This window comes from Guyparkeria halophila (genome assembly GCF_034479635.1).
Lineage (GTDB): Bacteria > Pseudomonadota > Gammaproteobacteria > Halothiobacillales > Halothiobacillaceae > Guyparkeria > Guyparkeria halophila.
Map to the genome: position 1 here is coordinate 2,042,041 of NZ_CP140153.1, position 16,333 is coordinate 2,058,373.

The following is a 16,333-nucleotide window of genomic DNA, read 5'->3' on the forward strand; positions in this document are numbered from 1 at the left end:
ACGAGCCCGGTCAGGGCAGCAGACGACGCACCGGGGCAAACGAACGGCGGTGGATTGGACTGGGACCGAGTTCGACCAGGGCGGCAAGGTGCGCCGGAGTGGGATAGCCCTTGTGGCGGGCCAGGCCGTAACCGGGGTGCTCGGCATCCAGCGCGACAATCTGGCGATCCCGGGTCACCTTGGCGAGGATCGAGGCGGCGGCGATCGACGGATCCAAGGCATCCCCACCCACCAGCGCCCGGCCCAGCACCGGCAGCTCGGGGCAGCGGTTGCCATCGATGTGCGCCCGGTCGAGGGCATGGCCGTCATCAAGCAGGGCGAGCACCGCGCGGCGCATGGCCAGCATCGAGGCGTGCAGGATATTAAGCTCGTCGATCTCGGCCACGCTCGCCTCGGCGATCGCCCAGCCGGCGGCCCGCTCGCGGATCTCGTCGAACAGGGCCTCGCGGCGACGTTCGGTCAGCTTCTTGGAATCATCCAGCAGGCGGATCGGACGGGCAGGGTCGAGGATCACCGCGGCGGCGACCACCGGGCCGGCCAGCGGCCCACGGCCGGCCTCGTCCACGCCGCAGTAGCAGCCCGCATGGTCCAGATCGTCAAACAAGTCGGCTTGCGGCATACTCGCGCCCATTCGTTGTTACCACCTCTGTTTCGGAGGGCTGCTTGGATTCCCAGACCGATATCCTGCCCCATGCTCAGGCTCAGGCTCAGGCCCATACTCAGGCCCAGGCCCAGGGCAAGGCCCCGTCGCACCCGCGCCTCCTGATCGCCGCCGGCGAGGCCTCCGGCGACATGTACGCCGCCGAACTGATGCCGCGCCTGGTCGAGCGCCTGCCCGGCCTGACGGCCTTCGGTCTGGGCGGGGCTCAGTCGCGGGCCGCCGGCATCGAGACGATCGTCGACATGGACCAGGTCTCGGTGATGGGCCTGGTCGAGGTGCTGCGCCACTACGGCCAGCTGCGCGCGGCCATGCACATCCTCATCGAGGCGCTCGATCGCGAGCGGCCCGATCTGGTCATCGTGATCGACTTCCAGGAGTTCAACCAGCGTCTGGCCAAGGCCGCCAAGGCGCGCGGCATCCCGGTGCTGTTCTTCGTCGCGCCGCAGGTCTGGGCCTGGCGAGCGGGCCGCGCGAAACACTTCGATCGCTATGCCGATCACCTGGCGGTGCTGTTCGACTTCGAGGTGGCGCTGTTCGCCCAACACGGCCTGCCCACCACCCACGTCGGCCACCCCTTGATCGAGCTGATCGACCGCGAGGCACCCGACCGGGCCGACGCCCGCCATGCCCTGTCGCTGCCCGACGACATCCCGGTCGTGGGTCTGCTGCCGGGCAGCCGCCGCGGCGAGATCGAGCGCCTGCTGCCGCCGTTCATCGCCACGGCCGAGCGCCTGATCGGGGCCGATCCCGACCGCCGCTTCATCATGCCGCGGGCCGACTCCATCGATGCCGACTGGCTCAATGCGCAAATGGCGGCCTGCACCCCCTCGACAGCACTGCGCGATCGACTGATCGTCACCACCGGCGGTGCCCGCCGCGTCATGGCCGCCAGCGACGCGCTGCTGATCACCAGCGGCACCGCCACGCTCGAGGCGGCCCTGATCGGCACGCCGATGGTAATCGCCTATCGCAGCAATCGCCTGACCTATGCCCTGGCACGACACCTGGTGCGCATCGAGCATATCGGCCTGCCCAACATCATCCTCGGTCGCGAGGCCGTCCCGGAGCGACTGCAGGAGGCCGTCACGCCCGAGCGGCTGGCCGAGGACGTCGAGCGATTGCTCTCGCCGGACGGCGCGGCCGCTCAGCGCGCGGCATTGCGGGAAATCAGGGCGCGACTGGGCCAGCAAGGCGCGTTCGAGCGGCTGGCTGACCTGGCCAGCGGCATGATCGAGGCCTGACTCAGGCCTCGCCCGTCAGCCGTTTCGGGTCCAGCAGCTCGGCGAGTGTCGCCTCGTCGAGATCGGTCATCTCGCGCGCCACGTCGATCACCGCCCGACCCTCGGCGTAGGCCCGTTTGGCGATCGCCGCCCCGGCCTCGTAGCCGATCACCGGGTTCAACGCCGTCACCAGGATCGGGTTGGCCGCGAGATCGCGTTCGATCCGTTCGCGGTTGACGGTAAACCCGGCAATGGCCTTGTCGGCCAGCAGGCGCGAGGCATTGCTGCCCAAGGTGATCATCTCGTCGAGGTTGGCGGCGACCACCGGGAACATGACGTTAAGTTCGAAATTGCCCGACTGGGCCGCCATGGCAACGGCATGATCCAGCCCCTGGATCTGTACCGCCACCATGGCGACCGATTCGGGCACCACCGGGTTGACCTTGCCCGGCATGATCGAGCTGCCCGGCTGCAATGCCGGCAGGCTTATTTCGCCCAGCCCGGCCAGCGGACCGCTGTTCATCCAGCGCAGGTCGTTGGCGAGCTTGTGCAGGAATACCGCCACCCCACGCAGGGCCGAGCTCAACGCCAGCGAGTCGTCCTGCACGCTCATGCCGGCGGCCGGATGGGCCAGGCGGCCGAAGGGCCGATCGCGCTCGAGATCACGGTTGAGTGCATCGATGGCGGCGTCGGCAAAGCCGGCCGGCGCGTTCAGGCCGGTGCCGACGGCGGTGCCGCCCAATGGCAAGGCAAGATTGCGGTCACGCGCCTGCTCGAGTGCGACGCGCCAACCACGCAACTGCTCGACGAACCCGTCCAGCACCTGGTCGAAGCGGATCGGGGTCGCATCCATCAGGTGCGTCCGGCCGGTCTTGACCACGTCGCGCAATTCGCTTGCCCGGCCCAGCAGGATCGTCTCCAGGTGGGCCAGCGCGGGCAGCAGGTCGTGCTCGACCCGTAGCACCGACATCACGCGGATCGCGCTGGGCACCACGTCGTTGGAGCTCTGGCTCATGTTGACGTGGTCGTTGGGGTGCACCCCGGCACCATCGCCGGCGAGATGGGCGATCACCTCGTTGACGTTCATGTTGCTCGAGGTGCCCGAGCCGGTCTGGTAGACGTCGATGGGGAAGGCATCACGGAACTGCCCGTCGGCCAGCCCGGCCACCAGCCGATCCACCACGGCCACGATCGCCTCCCCACGGGCCGCCTCCATGGTGCCGAGGGCCTGGTTGCCACGCGCGCAGGCCGCCTTCAACCGACAGAGGGCATCGATGAAGGCCACCGGCATGGGCCGGCCGCTGATCGGGAAGTTGTCGACCGCCCGTTGGGTTTGCGGGCCGTAGAGGGCATCAGCCGGCAAGCGCACCTCGCCCAGGCTGTCATGCTCGATGCGTTCGGCGGAGTTGGTGGCAGTCATGGCGTCGATGGGGAGGGATCGGGTTGGGACAAGATAGCGCGGGCCGCCTGATGCGCCCACGCCGCCAGATTCAGGGGATCAGCGGGTAATGCCGCGCTCGCTCTCGCGAATGAAGTCGAGCATCTCGCTGAGCGCCGGTTCGGTTTCGGCAGCCTGCTCGAACTCGGTCCACACCAGGTCATCGCCCTGACGCTTGACCAGTTGCCGAAAGCAGCGATTGAGCAGCGTGATGGTCTCCGGCGAGAAACCACGCCGCTTGAGCCCTTCCTTGTTCAGACCAATGGCCCGGGCGCGGGCCCCATCAGCCATCACGAACGGCACCACGTCCTTGGACACCTTGGAAAAGCCCCCGATGAAGGCATGCGCCCCGATGTGACAGAACTGGTGCGCGACGGCGAACCCGCCGAAGATGGCGTGCTCGCCCACCTCGACGTGGCCCGCGAGCGACGCGGCGTTGGCCAGGATGACGTGGTCACCCACTAGGCAATCGTGGGCCACATGGGCGTAGGCCATCACCAGGATGTCCGAACCCAGCCGCGTCAGTCCGCCCCCACCGGCGGTACCCCGGTGGATGGTGGAGAACTCGCGAATGCGGTTGCGATCGCCGATCTCGAGAAAGGTGCGCTCGCCGGCGAACTTGAGATCCTGGGGCACCTCGCCCACGACCGCATGGCTGAAGATGTGGTTATCCGCGCCGATCCGGCACGGCCCCTTGATCACCGCATGCGACTCGATGACCGTGTTGGCACCAATCTCGACCTCGCCTTCGATGATCGTAAAGGGGCCGACCTGCACGCTCTCGTGCAGACGGGCCTCGTCACTGATGATCGCGCTCGGATGAATCACTCGATCACTTCCTTGGCCACACACTTGACCGTGGCACGCGCGGCCAGCTCGTCGCCCACATGCGCCGTGCAGTTGAAAATGCCCATGCCACGGGCCATGCGCTTGATATCGACCCGGATGGTGAGCTGATCGCCCGGCTCGACCATGCGGCGGAACGTCACGTCGTCCAGGCCGACCAGCATGTAGAGCGCATTGTCCTTCGGCTTGCCACCGTTGGAACGGAACGCGAGCACGCCGGTGGCCTGCGCCATTGCCTCGGTGATCAGCACGCCGGGCATGATCGGCCGGACCGGGAAATGCCCCTGGAAAAACGGCTCGTTGAAGGTCACGTTCTTGATCGCGACCAGGTACTCATTGGGCTGCCAGTCAACCACCCGGTCGATCAACAGGAACGGGTATCGGTGCGGCAGGAGGTTCATGATCTCCTGCACCATCATGGTGTTGTCTTCGCTCACGAGTCTTCCTCAGGCGTGGGCTTGTCGCCGAGCCGTTTTTCAAGTTGTTTCACCCGGCGCACAAGCCGGTCGAGTTGTTTGAATCGCGCCGCATTGCGATGCCAGCGTTCGTTCGTGTCCAGTGGCGTACCGGCCGAATAGACGCCCGGCCGGTGGATCGAGCGGGTCACCATCGACATGCCGGTGATGTGCACGTTGTCGGCCAGCGTGAGGTGCCCGGCGAGGCCGACCCCCCCGCCCAGGGTGCAGTGACGACCGACCTCGCTCGAGCCGGCCAGACCGGCGCAACCGGCGACCGCCGAATGCTCGCCGATGCGCACGTTGTGCGCGATCTGAATCAGGTTGTCGAGCTTGACCCCATCGGCAATCACCGTGTCGTCGAGTGCCCCGCGATCGATGGTGGTGTTCGCACCGATATCGACGTCGTTGCCGATCACGACGCGCCCCACCTGGGGTACCCGTCGCCAGACGCCGTTGTCCTGCGCCAGACCAAACCCGTCGGAACCGATCACGACCCCGGGCTGGATCACGCAGCGTGCCCCGATCAGGCTATCGTCGAGCACGGTCACCCGCGCCAGCAGCCGAGTGGCCTCGCCGATCACCACGTTCGAGCCGACCACACAGCCCGGGCCGATCACGACCTTGGGGCCGATACGGGCGCCGGCGCCGATGCTGACCTGGGCGTCGATGCGCGCGCTGGGATCGATGGTCGCGCTCTCGTCGACCACCGCGGAGGCGTGCACGCCCGCGGGCCTGGCCGGCAACGCATACAGACGCTCGAGCACCCGGGCGAAGGCCAACCTCGGCTGGTCGACGACCAGGCAGCAGACGCCCCGGGGCAAGTGCTGGCGACCGGCCTCGTTGGTCAGCACCAGGCCGGCCCGAGTCGAGGTGGCCAGATCCGCGCTGCGTCGGTCGCCATCGTAGTAGCTGACCTGCTCGGCGGTGGCACAGGCCAACGAGGCCGCCCCCGTGATGCGGGTGGCGGCCTCGTCGGGGGCCACATCAATCGCCCCATCCATGCCTTGGGCGTCGAGCCAGTCGGCGATCTCGCCGACGGTCGCGCTCGTGCTGGCCGAAATACTCACCGTGTGTCAGGCCCCGGCCGGATCAGCGGCCCATCTGCTCGAGACGGTCGAGCACATCCTTGGTCAGCTCGACCCGATCGGCCGAGTAGACCACGCCCTCGGAAAGCACGAGGTCATAGCCCTGCTCCCGCGCCACTTCGCGGATGGCATCGAGCACCAGGCGCTGCAACTTGCCGAGCTCCTCGTTCTTGCGCAGGTTCAGGTCGTCACGGAAGTTGCTTTGCTGGCGTTGCAGGTCGCGCAGCTTGCGATTGAGCTCGCGCTCGAGATTGCCGCGATCGCCCTCGTTCATGGTCACGCCGTCACGATTGAGGCGATTTTCCATCTCCTGAACTTCCTGGCGAAGGACGCGCAATTCCTCCTCGCGGGCGGAGAACTCCTGTTCGAGCTTCTGCTTGGCCTGCTCGGCCTGGGGCGCCTGCTCGAGCAGGACCGAGGAATTGACGAAGCCGATCTTGATGTCGGCTGCCTGCACCGTCAGCGGCGCCATCAGCGCGATCGTGAGTAAGGCGAATCGTTGAAGCAAGCGAATCACGCGGTCATCTCCTGAAACGTCATGGCCCGATGTGGACCGAACGGGCGCCGCCGGTCGGCGACCCCCACTCCTGCATGGCGGCACATTATGCCACAGCCCGTCAGAACGAGGCGCCGATCGAGAACTGGAAGCTCTGCGTCCGGTCTTCCGGCTCGTCGTTGAGCGGCTGGGCAAAACTGAACATCAGCGGGCCGACCGGCGAGATCCAGCTCAGGCCCACGCCCACCGACTGGCGCAGCGAATCGGCCTCAAAGTTCTCGAGGTCGCGGTAGGCATTACCGACATCCCAGAACAGCGACATGCGTACCGAGTCGCGCTGCTCGGTCAGGAACGGCAGCGGCGAATAGATGGCCAACCCGCCATTGAGCTTGAAGGTGCCGCCCATGGGGTCGTCGTTGTTGTCGCGCGGACCGAGCGAGTAGTCCTCGTAACCACGCACCGAACGGATACCGCCGGTGAAATAGTTCAGGAACGGCGGCACGCCGTCGTAATACTGGCTCACCCCGGCGTAATCGTTCTGGGTATCGCCGTAGGACTTGATCTGACCGACATTGCCGTGCGCCTGCAGGGTGAACAGGTCGGTCAGCGGCAGGTAGAACTCACCGTCGTACTCGCCCTTGACGTAAGTCAGGTCACTGCCCGGCACGGCCACCGTCGCCGACAGGCTATGGTACTGGCCTGCAGTCGGGAACATGTGCCGGTTGCGCGAATCGTAGCGCCAGGACGGCCGGATCGTGAAGGTGTAGAACTGCTCACCATCAAAGCCCGGGCCGGGGTTGTCGCCATCGGTTTCACCGGTTACCCAGCTGGGCGAACGCGTCGTGGCCTTGATCTCCTGACTCTCGACGCCAAAGGCGATCGAACCGTAGGTCAGCTCCGAGAGCGGCACGCCGAAGTTGATATTGCCGCCGAACGAATCGACCAGGTAGCGCGACAGCGACAGCTCGGTGCCGTCCTGCTTCTGGTAGAACAGCCCGAAGCCCTGGCTGACACCGTTGACCGTGAAGTAGGGGTCACGGTAGTTGAACTGGTAATACTCGCGGTACGAGCTGCGCTCGACGTTGAAGCCCACTTCCTTGCCGGTGCCAAGGAAGTTCGGCTGGTTGAGACCGACGTTGAACAACACGCCCTCGGCCTGGGAGAAGCCCACGCCGGCGGTGAGCGAGCCGGACAGCTGCTCGGTGATGTCGTACTCGACGTCGACCTGGTCCGGCGCCTCGGGCACCGGCTTGATCTGCTGCTCGACCGACTGCACCGACGGCAGCCGCTCGAGGCGCTGCTTGGAGCGGTCGAGCTTGTCGCCGGCGTACCAGCTGCCCTCCATCTGCCGCATTTCGCGACGATAGACGACCTCGTTGGTGTTGTAGTTCCCCTTGAACTCGATCTCGCGCACGCTGACACGACGGCCCGGCTCGAGGTTGAAGTCGACCACCACGGTCTTCTCGGCCTCATCGATGTCCGGGCGCGGCTCGACCCGTGCGAAGGCGTAGCCGTAGTCGCCCATGCGGCGACCGATGGCATCACTGGTATCGACGACCTGGCGGCGGTTGAAGTACTCACCCACCTCGACCTGCGTCAACTCCTTGAGGGTCTCTTCGTTGAGCAGCATGTTGCCGCTGTAGGTGACGTCGGTGACGGTATAACGCTCACCCTCGGTGATGTTGACCACCACCTCGATATCCTTCTTGTCCGGCGTGATGGTCACCTGGGTGGAGTCCACCGCGAACTTGAGGTAACCGCGATCGAGGTAGAACGAGCGCAGCCGCTCGATATCCGCCGACAGCTTCTGCTTGGAATACTGGTCGGCGTTCGACCAGAAACGCCACCAGGAAACCGGGCCGAGCTCGAACTGATCGAGCAGGTCGTCCTCGTCGAAGTCCTCGTTGCCGATGATGCGCACGCGGCGAATGGACGCCGGCTTGCCCTCGTAGATCTCGATATTGACGAAGACGCGGTTGTCCTCGAGCTCCTCGACCTCGGTCTCGATCTGCACACCGTACTGACCCAGGCTGTAGTAAACGCGCTGCAGTTCGGTCTGCATCTTGTCCAGCGCCCGCTGGTCGAGCACGCGCCCCTGAACCAGGCCGATCGACTTCAAGGCTTCCTGCAGCTTTTCGGTTTCGACCTTGTCGTTGCCGTTGACCTCCAATGCCGTGATGGTCGGGCGCTCCTGCAGCCGGATCAGCAGCGCATCGTCCGGACCGCGGCCCACCTGGACATCCTTGAAAAAGCCGGTGTCGTACAACGCCTCGACCACGCGTGTACTGTCACCGGCCTGGAAGTCGTCGCCGACCTCGTAGGGGATGTAGGTGAACACCGTCCCCGGGGAGATGGTCCGCAGCCCCTCGACCCGGATGTCGGTGATTTCGAATGCCTGTGCCAGCGATGGCAAGAGAAGCAGCGCGGCAAGCGCCAGGGAGGTGCAGCGTTGGGTGATGGTCATGCCGAAAGGCTTTCCTGGTCAGGCGGATGGATTGGAACTCGGGAATCCGGCCGAGGCACGGTCGATAGGCCGGCCCGGCACTAGGGTAAATCCGGGGTATTGTGGCCCAAGCGGGGCTAGTGCATCAACCGCGCGATGTCGTTGTAGAAGACCACCACCATCAGCAGCCCAAGCAGCAGGATGCCCAGGCGGGCGAAGACTTCCTCGAATGCGGCCCCCACCGGAGAGCCCTTGACCGCCTCGATGGCGTAGAGAAGCAGGTGCCCACCATCGAGCATCGGAATCGGCAGCAGATTGAGGATCGCCAGCGAGAGGCTGACCAGGGCAAGAAAGCCGAGGAAGGTCGACAGGCCCAGCAACAGGCTCTTGCCGGCGTACTCGGCAATCGCAACCGGCCCCGACAGGTTGGCGATGCTCGCCTCACCCGTCAGCAGCCGCTGGAAAACCGTCAGCGTCAGGGTGGTCATCTCCCAGCTGCGCTCGAGCGCCAGCCCCATGGCCTCGACCGGCCCGGCCCGCTCCAGCAGGAACATCGACTCGGCCGCCTCGGTGTCGAGCGGGTACGCGGCCAGGGCGACCCCGATTCGTCCCACGGTCTCGCCCTCCACCTCAGTCGGTCGGGGCGTGACGACCACGTCCTCCCGCCCGGCATCCGTCTCGATGGTCAGTCGGGTCTCCTCACCCGCTCGTGACCCGATCGCCTCGATCAGTGCCCAGGGATCCCGATATTCCCGCCCGTCGATCGCGACGATCCGCGCGCCGGCCTCGAGCCCGGCGGCCATGGCGGGCGAATCGGGTTGCACCTCGGCGATCTCGGCGTAAGCCGGCGCCCGCCAGAGGGCAAACCCGACCCGCTCGAGAATATCCGTGGGCTGCTGGCCGATCTCCCCGCCCAGCGGGTCGAGTTCGCGCAGGTCGAGCGTCATATCCTGGCGGCCGCCGTCGCGCTCGATCGTGATCGGCAACGCCTGCTGCCCGATCGCGCCGTTGAGCAGCGACAAGCGCAGATCCGACAGGGTCATCACCGGGTCACCATCCACGGCGCGGATGATGTCGCCCTCCTGCAGCCCTGCCGCGGCGAGGCGCGATTCGGCACCCAGGTCACCCACCTTGGGCAACACACCCTGGGTGCCCACCATGAACATCAGCCACCAGAACACCAGGGCGAGCACGAGGTTGGCGGCCGGGCCGGCGGCCACCACGGCGGCGCGCACCTTCAGCGACTGGCGGTTGAAGGCCCGGTGTCGCTCGGCCGGGTCGACCGCCCCCTCGCGCTCGTCGAGCATGCGCACGTACCCGCCCAGCGGCAGCATGCCGACCCGATATTCGATCGCTTCGGGGCCGCGACGGGTGGAAAAGATCGCCCGGCCAAAACCCAGCGAGAAGGTCAACACCCGCACCCCCAGGCGGCGCGCCACCCAGAAATGACCGTACTCGTGGAAGGCCACCAGGATGCCGATTGTCAGCAGAAAGCCGACCACGCTGAGCAGAATATCCATCGATCAGCCCCCAAGCGCCGTAGCGCTGCCGCGCGCGTCACACCATGACGCGGCCCAGGCCCGCACCTCCCGATCGGCGGCCAGCACCGCCTCGATGGTCTCCGGCGCACCGGCAGCCGCGTTGCCGGCGAAGTGCGTCATGGCCGCCTGGAGCGCGGCCGGAATGTCCATGAAGCCGATTCGACGCTCCAGGAAGGCGGCGACCGCCACTTCGTTGGCGGCATTCATCACCAGGGGCATGCCCCCACCGGCGGCCAGGGCCTCGAAGGCGAGACGCAGGGCGGGAAACCGCTCGGGGTCCGGCGATTCGAAATGCAGCCCGGCGAGCGCACCGAAATCCAGCGGCGCCACGCCCGACTCGATCCGCTCGGGCCAGGCCAGGGCGTGGGCAATGGGGGTGCGCATGTCTGGCTCGCCCAGCTCGGCGATGACCGAGCCGTCGACGAATCGCACCATCGAATGGATCACCGACTCGGGGTGAACCAGCACCTCGATGCGCTCGGCCGACACACCGAACAACCGGGCCGCCTCGATCACCTCGAGGCCCTTGTTCATCATGGTGGCCGAATCGACCGAGATCTTGCGCCCCATCGACCAGTTCGGGTGAGCGCAGGCCTGGTCGGGGGTGATGCCGGCGAAGTCGGCCAGCGGTCGCTCTCGGAACGGCCCACCCGAGGCGGTCAGCACCAACCGTTCGATCTCGTTGCTGTCGCCCACCAGCCCGGCACGCCCCACCACGGCGGCCTGATCGGCAGGCAGGCACTGGAAGATGGCGTTGTGCTCGCTGTCGATCGGCAACAGCGTCGCCCCGGCACGCCGCGCCACGTCCAGCATCAGCTCCCCGGCGGCCACCAGGGATTCCTTGTTGGCGAGCAACACCCGCTTGCCGGCGGCCAGGGCATTCCACGTCGACCCCAGGCCCGCGGTGCCCACGACCGCGGCCACCACGGTGTCGAGCGCCGGATCACCGGCCAGCTCGTCCACCGCCGCCTGTCCCACCACCACGGCCGGTCGCTGGGCGGCCGGCAGGCTCGCCAGTCGCTCCTCGAGCGCGGCACGCCGGCCGGCATCGACCAGACCGACCGTCGCCGGGCGGAACCGCTTGATCTGTTCGAACAGGGGGTCGACTCGCGAATGGGCCACGAGCACGTCGACGGAAAACCGCTCCGGATGACGGGCGAGCACGTCCAGCGTGCTTGCCCCAATGCTGCCGGTCGAGCCAAAGATACCGATGCGGGTCCGTGCCACCTCAGCCTCCCAGCAGCTGCATTTGCCACAACCCCAGCCACCACAGCGGCATGGCGGCGAACTGGCCGTCGAGACGATCGAGCACCCCGCCGTGTCCCGGCAGGATCCGACCGCTGTCCTTGGCGCCCGCCTCGCGCTTGAGACGGGACTCCTCGAGATCGCCACCCACCGAGGCCAGCGCCACCAGCACGCACCACAGGGCTAGCAGCCAGCTCGGCGTGGCGAGGAACAGTGGCAGCACCGCCCCGATCGCGGCCAGTACGGCAACACCGGCCAACCCCCCGAGGACGCCCTCGATCGACTTGCCCGGACTGATCATCGGCGCCAGTTTGCGCCGACCGAAGGCCCGGCCGGCGAAATACGCGAGCGAGTCGGCGACGACGACCACGAGGATGCCGAACACCAGCAACCATTCACCGTCGGGCGCCGCGTGCACCTCGACCAGCGCGAGCCAGAACAGGGGAAGGATAATCAGGCCGACGCCACGACGCAGCCAGAACGGACGGTTGGCCGGACGCTCACGGCGATGGCGTAGCTGCGCGGCGAACAACGCCAGCCACACCGCGGCCACCACCGCCATCAACCAGACCAGTTGCCCGGACGGCCAAAGCGCCTGCCAGCCGATGGCGAGAGCGATAGTCGCCACCACCCAGGGCCAGATCTGGCAGGGGGCCAGTCCGCAGAGACGGAACCACTCCACCGCCGCCCAGGCGACCACCACCAGGGTCACCCCGGCAAAGACGCGATCGGGGGCAAGGAGGATGACGGCCAGCGAGACCAGGCCGGCGATCGTCCCCGTCAATAGACGCAACGGCGTACCGGTCATGGGTTTGCCTCGTTGGACTCGACGCGGCCGAAGCGGCGGTTCCGCCCGGCGAACCAGCCCAGGGCCCGATCGAACTCGGCCTCGTCGAACAGCGGCCAGAGCACGTCGGTGAAATACAGCTCGGCGTAGGCGGCCTGCCAGAGCAGGAAATTGCTCAGGCGCCGCTCGCCGCCGGTACGAATGAACAGATCGACAGGCGATTGCCCCGCGGTCGCCAGTCCGGCCTCGAAGGCCGATCGCAGTGTCTCGGGGTCATCGAGGGGCAGCGAGGATTCGGCGTGACGCTCGGCCAGCTGCCGGGCGGCCTGCAGGATGTCCCACTGGCCACCATAACTCACGGCAATCTGGAGCTGGAGACGTTCGTTACCGGCCGTACGCGCCTCGGCGGCCTTCATGAGCGCCTGGACCGAGGCATCCAGCCGTGACCGTTCGCCGATGAAGCTCAGGCGCACGCCATTCTGGTCGAGTTCGTCGAGCTCCTTCTCGAGCGCGTTGATGAACAGCTTCATCAGCGCGTCGACCTCGTCGGCCGGACGTTTCCAGTTTTCGGAGGAGAAGGCGAACAGCGTGAGGAGGGGAACGCCACGGCGCATGGCCGCGCGGATGGTGGCGCGCACCGCGCGCCGGCCCCGCTGATGACCGACGGTGCGAGGCAGGTGACGCGCACGCGCCCACCGGCCATTGCCATCCATGACGATCGCCACATGGCGTGGCAGACGGGCCGGATCGATGTCGGCCACCGGCTCGGGATCGTGGCTACGCCCCCGCACGTCGCCTCAGACTTCCATCAGCTCTTTTTCTTTATCCGCCACGATCTGGTCCACCTCGGCGACCCGTTCGTCGGTCACCTTCTGGACGGTGTCCTGACCACGACGTTCCTCGTCCTCGGAAATCTCCTTTTCCTTGAGAAAGCCCTTGAGGTCGTTGTTGGCGTCCCGACGGATATTGCGGATGGCGATCTTGGCGTTCTCACCCTCGTTGCGCACCACCTTGCCCAGCTCGCGACGACGCTCCTCGGTGAGCGGCGGCATCGGAATGCGGATCACGGTCCCGGCGCTTGACGGGTTGAGGCCCAGATCGGAGGTCATGATCGCCTTCTCGATCTTGCCCACCATGTCCTTCTCCCACGGGGTGACCGACAGGGTGCGCGCGTCCTCGGCCGACAGCTTGGCGACCTGGGAAAGCGGCACCTGGCTGCCGTAGTACTCCACGTGGATATGGTCGAGCACGCTGACGTGCGCCCGGCCGGTGCGGATCTTGGAAAGCTCGCTCTTGAGCGCCTCGATACTCTTGTTCATGCGCGAGCGGGCGTCTTTGACGATATCGTCAATCATTCTTCTCGTTCTCCGCTGTCACCAGGGTTCCCACGGACTCGCCGGCCACGGCGCGCACCAGGTTCCCCGGCTCATTGATGTCAACCACCATCAGCGGCATCTGCTGATCGCGACACATCACGATCGCGGTAGCGTCCATGACGCCCAGCCGCTGGTCGAGCACGGCATTGTACGTCAAATGATCGTAGCGTTCTGCACTCGCATCCAGGGTCGGATCGGCACTGTAGACACCGTCCACCTTGGTCGCCTTGATCATCAGGTCCGCCTTGAGCTCGACCGCGCGCAGGCTCGCGCCGGAGTCGGTGGTGAAGAACGGATTGCCGGTCCCGCCGACCAGCACGACCACCCGCCCCTTCTCCAGGTGGCGCATGGCGCGACGACGGATGTAGTCCTCGCACACCGCATGGATGGACACCGCCGACATGACCCGCACCTTGAGATCCCGCCGCTCGAGTACGTCCTGCATGGCCAGCCCGTTCATCACGGTGGCCAGCATGCCCATCTGGTCGCCGGTCACCCGATCCATGCCCGCGCCGGCCAGGCCCTCGCCGCGGAAGATATTGCCACCACCGACGACCACGGCCACCTCGATACCCTGGTCCATGAGGGCCTGGATGTCGTCACCGAGGCGATTGATCACGGCCGGGTCGATCCCGAATGACTGATCACCCATCAGCGCCTCGCCACTGAGTTTGAGCAGAACACGTCGATAACGGGGAGAGCCGGCAGCTTGCATATCGTTCACCTGTGGGCTGTGAGCTTGCGTGGGACGGACCACTCGCGTCGGGGCGCGGCGGCGTCGGACATTCCTGCATAAACCCCGTCGGGTGGCGCCGGCTCGCGTGGAACCGGGTGGCGAGGCTTAGGCGGAAATTCCGCGATTCAAAAAAAAGCCGGGGCATGCCCGGCTTTTCGGCAAGGGGATCAGCCCCCTTTGACCTGCGCCATCACTTCGGCGGCGAAGTCGCCTTCCTCTTTCTCGATGCCTTCGCCGACCTCCATGCGCTCGAAGCGAACCACCTTGGCGCCCTCATTCTTGAGGAGCTGGCCGACGGTCTGGTCGGGATCCTTGACGAACGGCTGGCCGACCAGGGTGATCTCGGCGAGGAACTTGCGGATACGGCCGCCAATCATCTTCTCGACGATCTCCGGCGGCTTGCCGGACTCGGCAGCCTGGGCACGGAAGATCTCGCGCTCCTTCTCGACGGTGGCCTCGTCGACCTGCGACTCGTCGACGCAGCTCGGCTTGGTCGCGGCCACGTGCATGGCCAGATCGCGCGCCAGCTGTTCGCTGCCACCCTCGAGCTCGACCAGCACGCCGATGCGCTCGCCGTGACGGTAGGCGCCGATCACGCCGCTGGTTGCCATGCGCACGAAACGACGCATCTGGATGTTCTCGCCCAGCTTGGCGACCAATGCCTTGCGGCGATCGTCGGCCTTTTCACCGTCGACGTCCAACGCGCTGACCGCGTCCATGTCGGCCGGATCATCGGCCAGGATCTTCTCGGCGACGTTCTGTGCAAAACCGGCGAAGTCGTCACCCTTGGAGACGAAATCGGTCTCGGAGTTGATCTCGACCATCGCGGCGCTCTTGCGGTCGTCGCTGATCGCGATGGTGACCTGACCTTCGGCGGCAACGCGGCCAGCCTTCTTGTCGGCCTTGGCCAGACCGCTCTTGCGCATCTGCTCGATCGCGGCCTCGATGTCGCCGTCGGTCTCGACCAGTGCCTTCTTGCACTCCATCATGCCCGAGCCGGTGCGCTCGCGGAGCTCTTTGACCAGAGAGGCGGTAATTGCCATGAGCTGTCTTCTCCCGAATCTGTCTTGTACAAAAACAACGGGTCAGGCGACCCGTTGTTCAGAAAATCTGCGGCAGGGCGACCGAAACGGCCGCCCCACTACGAGCGGCGATTACTTGGCCGCTTCTTCCTCGTCAGCCACCTCGACGAAGTCCGACTCGCTGACACTGGTCGCGCCCTTGGCGTCCAGCACGGCATCGGCCACGGCGGTGGTGTACAGCTGGATGGCGCGGATGGCGTCATCGTTACCCGGGATGACGTAGTCGACGCCCTGGGCGCTGTTGTTGGTATCGACCACGGCGACCACCGGAATGCCGAGCTTCTTGGCTTCCTTGATGGCGATGTCTTCGTGACCGACGTCGATGACAAACAGGGCGTCCGGGAGGCGCTCCATGTCCTGGATACCGCCGATCGAGCGCTCGAGCTTGGCGCGCTCACGGGTGGTCTCGAGGGCTTCCTTCTTGACGAGCTTCGCCAGGCTGCCGTCTTCTTCCATCTGCTTGAGCGCCTTGAGGCGGCGGATGGAAGCACGCACGGTGCGGAAGTTGGTCATCATGCCGCCGAGCCAACGGTGGTTGACGTACGGCATGCCGCAGCGCTTGGCTTCCTGCTCGACCAGATCGCGGGCCGAACGCTTGGTGCCGACGAACATGATCTTGCCGCCGTTACCTGCCAGCTTGCCGACATAGTTCAAGGCATCCTCGAACATCGGCAGCGTCTTTTCCAGGTTGACGATGTGGATCCGGTTGCGCTGACCGAAGATGTAGGGCGCCATGCCCGGGTTCCAGTATCGAGTTTGGTGACCGAAGTGGACACCGGCCTCGATCATCTGACGCATCGTGATTTTAGCCATTGGTAACTACCTGATTATGTTGGGTTAGGCCTCCGCCACATCTGACAGCGCAACCCCGGCCGAACCGTTGGGCACCCCGCGCTGCCATCTTGATGGGCGTGTGGAA

Annotated in this window: 16 protein-coding genes; 1 reads left to right on the forward strand and 15 read right to left on the reverse strand. The window is 66.2% G+C overall.

Annotated features, from left to right (window positions below; translation table 11 throughout):
* Positions 1–10 precede the first annotated feature (10 nt).
* Positions 11–619 (reverse strand): ribonuclease HII, encoded by a 609-nt coding sequence (rnhB, locus tag SR882_RS09210; protein WP_322520955.1) that lies wholly within the window; start codon positions 617–619, stop codon positions 11–13.
* 44 nt (positions 620–663) lie between these two features.
* On the opposite strand from rnhB, the gene lpxB reads away from it, so the two are divergent.
* Positions 664–1,902 carry a lipid-A-disaccharide synthase gene (gene lpxB / locus SR882_RS09215; RefSeq protein ID WP_322520956.1) on the forward strand — a complete coding sequence of 413 codons (1,239 nt, stop codon included), beginning with the start codon at positions 664–666 and terminating at the stop codon, positions 1,900–1,902.
* A 1-nt stretch (position 1,903) separates the two neighbouring features.
* Here lpxB and SR882_RS09220 read toward each other — a convergent pair whose 3' ends face one another.
* The 14 genes from SR882_RS09220 to rpsB form a co-directional block, all read right to left on the reverse strand.
* Positions 1,904–3,301 (reverse strand): class II fumarate hydratase, encoded by a 1,398-nt coding sequence (locus SR882_RS09220; RefSeq protein ID WP_322520957.1) that lies wholly within the window; start codon positions 3,299–3,301, stop codon positions 1,904–1,906.
* Positions 3,302–3,379: 78 nt separating this feature from the next.
* Complete coding sequence (gene lpxA, locus SR882_RS09225) at positions 3,380–4,147, reverse strand: acyl-ACP--UDP-N-acetylglucosamine O-acyltransferase (protein WP_322520958.1); 768 nt, start codon at positions 4,145–4,147, stop codon at positions 3,380–3,382.
* Positions 4,144–4,584 (reverse strand): 3-hydroxyacyl-ACP dehydratase FabZ, encoded by a 441-nt coding sequence (fabZ, locus tag SR882_RS09230; RefSeq protein WP_322522411.1) that lies wholly within the window; start codon positions 4,582–4,584, stop codon positions 4,144–4,146. Before fabZ ends, lpxA begins: the two co-directional genes overlap by 4 nt.
* A gap of 14 nt (positions 4,585–4,598) precedes the next feature.
* On the reverse strand, positions 4,599–5,690 hold the full coding sequence (gene lpxD / locus SR882_RS09235) for a UDP-3-O-(3-hydroxymyristoyl)glucosamine N-acyltransferase (protein WP_322520959.1): 1,092 nt from the start codon (positions 5,688–5,690) through the stop codon (positions 4,599–4,601).
* Between the two features lie 22 nt (positions 5,691–5,712).
* Positions 5,713–6,225: an OmpH family outer membrane protein gene (locus SR882_RS09240; protein WP_322520960.1), complete on the reverse strand. Its 513-nt coding sequence runs from the start codon at positions 6,223–6,225 to the stop codon at positions 5,713–5,715.
* Positions 6,226–6,325: 100 nt separating this feature from the next.
* Complete coding sequence (gene bamA, locus SR882_RS09245; RefSeq protein WP_322520961.1) at positions 6,326–8,668, reverse strand: outer membrane protein assembly factor BamA; 2,343 nt, start codon at positions 8,666–8,668, stop codon at positions 6,326–6,328.
* Between the two features lie 116 nt (positions 8,669–8,784).
* A complete protein-coding gene (gene rseP, locus SR882_RS09250; RefSeq protein WP_322520962.1) occupies positions 8,785–10,167 on the reverse strand; it encodes an RIP metalloprotease RseP in 1,383 nt (460 codons plus the stop codon).
* 3 nt (positions 10,168–10,170) lie between these two features.
* The gene (gene dxr / locus SR882_RS09255; protein WP_322520963.1) at positions 10,171–11,415 is read right to left on the reverse strand and encodes a 1-deoxy-D-xylulose-5-phosphate reductoisomerase; all 1,245 of its coding nucleotides are present in this window, start codon (positions 11,413–11,415) and stop codon (positions 10,171–10,173) included.
* Between the two features lies 1 nt (position 11,416).
* Complete coding sequence (locus SR882_RS09260; protein ID WP_322520964.1) at positions 11,417–12,241, reverse strand: phosphatidate cytidylyltransferase; 825 nt, start codon at positions 12,239–12,241, stop codon at positions 11,417–11,419.
* Entirely contained in the window at positions 12,238–13,011 is a 774-nt protein-coding gene (gene uppS / locus SR882_RS09265; RefSeq protein WP_322520965.1) for a polyprenyl diphosphate synthase, read from the reverse strand. Before uppS ends, SR882_RS09260 begins: the two co-directional genes overlap by 4 nt.
* Before the next feature lie 6 nt (positions 13,012–13,017).
* Positions 13,018–13,575: a ribosome recycling factor gene (gene frr, locus SR882_RS09270; RefSeq protein WP_322520966.1), complete on the reverse strand. Its 558-nt coding sequence runs from the start codon at positions 13,573–13,575 to the stop codon at positions 13,018–13,020.
* Complete coding sequence (pyrH, locus tag SR882_RS09275; protein ID WP_322520967.1) at positions 13,568–14,311, reverse strand: UMP kinase; 744 nt, start codon at positions 14,309–14,311, stop codon at positions 13,568–13,570. The genes frr and pyrH overlap by 8 nt, the downstream gene beginning before the upstream one ends.
* 188 nt (positions 14,312–14,499) lie before the next feature.
* Positions 14,500–15,375 carry a translation elongation factor Ts gene (gene tsf / locus SR882_RS09280; protein WP_322520968.1) on the reverse strand — a complete coding sequence of 292 codons (876 nt, stop codon included), beginning with the start codon at positions 15,373–15,375 and terminating at the stop codon, positions 14,500–14,502.
* 111 nt (positions 15,376–15,486) lie between these two features.
* The gene (gene rpsB, locus SR882_RS09285) at positions 15,487–16,227 is read right to left on the reverse strand and encodes a 30S ribosomal protein S2 (RefSeq protein ID WP_322520969.1); all 741 of its coding nucleotides are present in this window, start codon (positions 16,225–16,227) and stop codon (positions 15,487–15,489) included.
* Positions 16,228–16,333 lie beyond the last annotated feature (106 nt).

What these genes read in the sequence shown, in the direction of transcription:
- pyrH (WP_322520967.1), bottom strand. Translation starts at nt 14,311, where the DNA reads ATGCAAGCTGCCGGCTCTCCCCGTTATCGACGTGTTCTGCTCAAACTC.
- bamA (WP_322520961.1), bottom strand. Translation starts at nt 8,668, where the DNA reads ATGACCATCACCCAACGCTGCACCTCCCTGGCGCTTGCCGCGCTGCTT.
- rnhB (WP_322520955.1), bottom strand. Translation starts at nt 619, where the DNA reads ATGCCGCAAGCCGACTTGTTTGACGATCTGGACCATGCGGGCTGCTAC.
- fabZ (WP_322522411.1), bottom strand. Translation starts at nt 4,584, where the DNA reads ATGATGGTGCAGGAGATCATGAACCTCCTGCCGCACCGATACCCGTTC.
- frr (WP_322520966.1), bottom strand. Translation starts at nt 13,575, where the DNA reads ATGATTGACGATATCGTCAAAGACGCCCGCTCGCGCATGAACAAGAGT.
- rpsB (WP_322520969.1), bottom strand. Translation starts at nt 16,227, where the DNA reads ATGGCTAAAATCACGATGCGTCAGATGATCGAGGCCGGTGTCCACTTC.
- rseP (WP_322520962.1), bottom strand. Translation starts at nt 10,167, where the DNA reads ATGGATATTCTGCTCAGCGTGGTCGGCTTTCTGCTGACAATCGGCATC.
- SR882_RS09260 (WP_322520964.1), bottom strand. Translation starts at nt 12,241, where the DNA reads ATGACCGGTACGCCGTTGCGTCTATTGACGGGGACGATCGCCGGCCTG.
- SR882_RS09220 (WP_322520957.1), bottom strand. Translation starts at nt 3,301, where the DNA reads ATGACTGCCACCAACTCCGCCGAACGCATCGAGCATGACAGCCTGGGC.
- tsf (WP_322520968.1), bottom strand. Translation starts at nt 15,375, where the DNA reads ATGGCAATTACCGCCTCTCTGGTCAAAGAGCTCCGCGAGCGCACCGGC.